The organism is Mycobacterium sp. (assembly GCF_039583805.1).
Classification (GTDB): domain Bacteria; phylum Actinomycetota; class Actinomycetes; order Mycobacteriales; family Mycobacteriaceae; genus Mycobacterium.
Map to the genome: position 1 here is coordinate 1 of NZ_JAVKSH010000042.1, position 4,008 is coordinate 4,008.

Annotated in this window: 5 protein-coding genes; 2 read left to right on the forward strand and 3 right to left on the reverse strand. The window is 68.8% G+C overall.

The features are described from left to right. Positions 1-69: 69 nt before the first annotated feature. On the reverse strand, positions 70-1,323 hold the full coding sequence (locus ABDW21_RS07670) for an amidohydrolase family protein (protein WP_343599023.1): 1,254 nt from the start codon (positions 1,321-1,323) through the stop codon (positions 70-72). A gap of 193 nt (positions 1,324-1,516) precedes the next feature. On the opposite strand from ABDW21_RS07670, the gene ABDW21_RS07675 reads away from it, so the two are divergent. Both ABDW21_RS07675 and ilvA read left to right on the forward strand, forming a co-directional pair. Then, positions 1,517-1,954, forward strand: coding sequence for a nitroreductase family deazaflavin-dependent oxidoreductase (locus ABDW21_RS07675; protein ID WP_343599022.1), 438 nt, complete (start codon positions 1,517-1,519; stop codon positions 1,952-1,954). Positions 1,955-1,997: 43 nt separating this feature from the next. Beyond that, positions 1,998-3,272 (forward strand): threonine ammonia-lyase, encoded by a 1,275-nt coding sequence (gene ilvA, locus ABDW21_RS07680; RefSeq protein ID WP_343599020.1) that lies wholly within the window; start codon positions 1,998-2,000, stop codon positions 3,270-3,272. Positions 3,273-3,377: 105 nt separating this feature from the next. Here ilvA and ABDW21_RS07685 read toward each other — a convergent pair whose 3' ends face one another. Together ABDW21_RS07685 and ABDW21_RS07690 are read right to left on the reverse strand one after the other, a co-directional pair. After that, a complete protein-coding gene (locus tag ABDW21_RS07685) occupies positions 3,378-3,782 on the reverse strand; it encodes a PIN domain-containing protein (protein WP_343599018.1) in 405 nt (134 codons plus the stop codon). Then, positions 3,769-4,008: hypothetical protein (locus tag ABDW21_RS07690; RefSeq protein WP_343710263.1), on the reverse strand; the 240-nt coding region annotated here is incomplete at its 5' end. The genes ABDW21_RS07685 and ABDW21_RS07690, both read right to left, overlap by 14 nt.

Consider the following 4,008-nt stretch of genomic DNA (forward strand, 5'->3'; position numbering starts at 1 on the left):
CAAATGCTCTCAGACAGGTCCGACAACTACCGTGCGTCCACTACCGACCAACAAAATCGCCAGCTGTTCTCAACCCGGTGAACGGCGCTCCGCCGGATCCTTATAGATCACGCCCTCTTTCATCACGAAGTCCACCCGGCCGGTGACCTCGATGTCGGTGAACGGGTCGCCGGGCATCGCGATCAGGTCGGCGATCTTGCCCTCGGCGATCACGCCGAGTTCGTCGAGCCGCAGCAGGTCGGCGGCGACGCTGGTAGCGGCCTGCAGGGCCCGCAGCGGAGAGATGCCCGTCGAGACCATCGTCGGGAACTCCTGCCAGTTGTCGTGATGCGGGAACATGCCGGCGTCGGTGCCGAAGGCGATCTGCACGCTGCTGGCGGCCACCCGCTCGGCGGCCTCCAGCAGCGGGACGCGGTACTTGCGGGCCTTACGGCGGGCGTATTCCGGCACGGCGGCCCACATCGGGTCGTCGTCGTCGCGCCGGGCGCCGGACAGGATCGCGTACTGGGTCGGCACCAGAAACACCCCCGCGTCCTCCATCATGCGCAGGCTCTCGGCCGACGCCAGGTTGCCGTGCTCGATGCTACGCACACCGGCCCGCACCGCCCGCTGGATGCCTTCGTCGCCGTAGCTGTGCGGGGTGGCCGGCACCTCCAGGTCGGCGGCCGTGGCGACCAGTGCGTCCATCTCCTCCTGGCTGTAGGTGGCCTGGCCGGGATCGTCGGACGGCGACGCGAAGCCGCCGGTCGCGGCGAACTTGATCCAGTCGGCGCCGGCGCGGATCTCCTGGCGGACCCGGGTGCGGATCTCGTCGGCGCCGTCGGCGGCGGCCAGTTCCAGTCGCCGCGACGTTCCCTGGTACTGATCGGCGGCCATCGCGCTGAAGTCGCCGTGGCCGCCGCGCGCCGAAATCATATGCGGCGCCACCAGCATCCGCGGACCCTCGATGATCCCGGCCGCTACCGCGTCACGCAGATCGACCGTCGGGTAGTCGACGTCGCCGCAGCCCAGATCGCGGATCGTGGTGAACCCGCCCAGCAGCAGGGCCCGCAGCACCGGCAGGGCTTTGAGGGCCTTCGCCGTACTCGAGTCGGCGGCCAGCGCCGGGCTCAGCGGCGGGATCACCGCGACATGGGTGTGGCAGTCGATGAATCCCGGCGTCACGGTGTGCCCCGTCAGATCGACCAAGTGGGCGTCCGGCGGCGCCGCCACCGTGTCGCCGACCTGCCGGATGCGGCCGTCGACAACCAGCACCTGCCGCGGCGCCGCCGAGTCCGAGATCCCATCCCACACATTCGCGCCGCTGATCAGGGTGGCCGTCATGGTGGCGAACCTACTCCTCGGCGGGTCGGCCCGATGCGTGCTCTGATCGGTTACGGCCACCCGTCCGACCACCGTGCGCGAGGCGTTGCAGCGCGCCGCGGCAGTCGATCCCGACGCCGTCGCTTCTGAGCGCGACCCGCTCGACAGCCCGCGTGCGCGGTTTCCCCGGCTTCCCGGCGGGTACGGTGATGCCATGCCGCTTTCCGGGGACTACGCACCGAGCTCGCTGGACTGGTCTCGTGACCAGGCCGAGAAGTACATGGCCTCCGGTGGAACCGAGGGCACCGAGATGCAGGGCAAGCCGGTGATCCTGCTGACCACGGTTGGCGCCAAGACCGGAAAACTCCGCAAGACCCCGCTCATGCGGGTCGAGCATGCGGGCGAATACGCGATCGTGGCGTCGCTGGGCGGCGCCCCCAAGCACCCGGTCTGGTATTACAACGTGAAGAAGAACCCGCGGGTCGAGTTGCAGGACGGCACCGTCACCGGCGACTACGACGCGCGCGAGGTGTTCGGCGAGGAGAAGGCGACCTGGTGGCAACGGGCCGTGCAGGTCTGGCCCGACTACGCGACCTACCAGACCAAGACGGACCGCCAGATTCCGGTGTTCGTGCTGACGCCTGTGCGTTGAGCCGCCTGGGCCGGCGGAAAGCGCCGCGTGGCACCATTGACCGGTGTCCGCCGAACCGAGTCCGAGCGCGCCGGTGCTGTCCGCGGCGGACGTCGACGCCGCGGCCGAGCGGCTTTCCGGGGTGGTCACGGCCACGCCGCTGCAGCTCAGCGAGCGGCTGTCGGATGCCACCGGCGCGACGGTGTACCTCAAGCGCGAAGACCTGCAGACGGTGCGCTCGTACAAGCTGCGCGGTGCCTACAACCTGCTGGTGCAGCTGTCCGAGCAGGAGACCGCGGCCGGGGTGGTGTGCTCGTCGGCCGGCAACCACGCCCAGGGCTTCGCCTACGCCTGCCGGGCGCTGCGCATCCACGGGCGGGTGTACGTGCCGGCCAAGACGCCGCGGCAGAAACGCGACCGCATCCGCTACCACGGCGGGGAGTTCATCGAGCTGATCGTCGGCGGGTCCACCTACGACCTGGCAGCCGCCGCGGCCCTCGACGACGTGGCGCGCACCGGCGCGACGCTGGTGCCCCCGTTCGACGACCCTCGGGTGATCGCCGGCCAGGGCACCATCGCCGCGGAAATACTCGTCCAGCTCGGCGCCGAGCCGGACTTGGTCGTGGTGCCGGTCGGTGGGGGCGGCTGCATCGCCGGGATCACCACCTACCTTGCCGAATGCACAACGGCCACCAAGGTTTTAGGTGTCGAACCGGCGGGCGCGGCGGCCATGATGGCTGCGCTCGCCGCGGGCGGGCTGGTCACCCTCGACGCCGTGGACCAGTTCGTCGACGGCGCCGCGGTGAGCCGCGCCGGCGCGCTGACCTACGCCGTGCTGGCCGCGGCCGGGGACATGGTGTCGGTGACCGCGGTCGACGAGGGCGCGGTGTGCACCGCGATGCTGGACCTCTACCAGAACGAGGGGATCATCGCCGAGCCGGCGGGGGCGCTGTCGGTCGCCGGGCTGCGCGACGCCGACGTCGAACCCGGGTCGACGGTGGTCTGCCTGATCTCCGGCGGCAACAACGACGTCTCCCGCTACGGAGAGGTACTCGAGCGTTCGCTGGTGCACCTCGGCCTCAAGCACTACTTCCTGGTCGACTTCCCGCAGGAGCCCGGCGCGTTGCGCCGCTTCCTCGACCAGGTGCTCGGGCCCAACGACGACATCACGTTGTTCGAATACGTCAAGCGCAACAACCGGGAGACCGGTGAGGCGCTGGTCGGTATCGAGCTGGGGTCGGCCACCGACCTCGGCGGCTTGTTGGCCCGGATCCGGGCCACCGATCTGCACGTCGAAGCGATCGAGCCCGGTTCGCCGGCCTACCGCTACCTGTTGTAGCGCGTTGGGATCCCGCGACAACGACTTCGGTGTCATCGCACGGCTGACCAGCCTCAAGGCTGCATCGGGCAGTCGAGGCGCACCTCGGCGTCAATATTGATCAGTTCAAAATGGATTCTCCACCCGCACGCCGGCGTAGTCTTCGCCATCGCTCAGGTCCTCGGAGAGGACGACATCGCAACCGAGCGATCGGCCGGCCTCGAGGATCGCGGCGTCCCAGTAGGAGATCCCAAAACGCCGATGCGTCGCAAAGGCGGCCAGCATAAGTTCCGTGGTGGTGGGCGCCACGGGAAAGCGCATGAACGACTCCACCAACTCAACGGCCTGATCATGGGCGAGCGGTTCCGAGCGGCTCTTGCGGGTGGCCTGAACGTAGAACTCCTGCAAGACCTGAACGGACAACGCCACGTCCCGGGCGGTCAGGATTTCGTTTGCGCGCTCTGCCTTGTCGCGTTCCTGCCGATCGCGCGAGATCGCGTAAAGCAGGACGTTGGTGTCAACGAACCGCACGGTCGTGGATTTCGTCGCGGCTCAGGCGGTCACGTGCGCTGAAGCCGCGGATTTCGCGCTGGAGCCGCCGCTGCTTCGCCTCCAGCCGGGCGAACTCCGTCTCGTGCTCGGAAAGCGAGGTCAAGAACTCGGCAACGAGAGCACTCAGTGACTTGCCAAGCTCTGCGGCCCGAATCCGTGCCCGGCGGTAGACGTCTTCAGACACCGAGACGGTGATGTTCTTCAC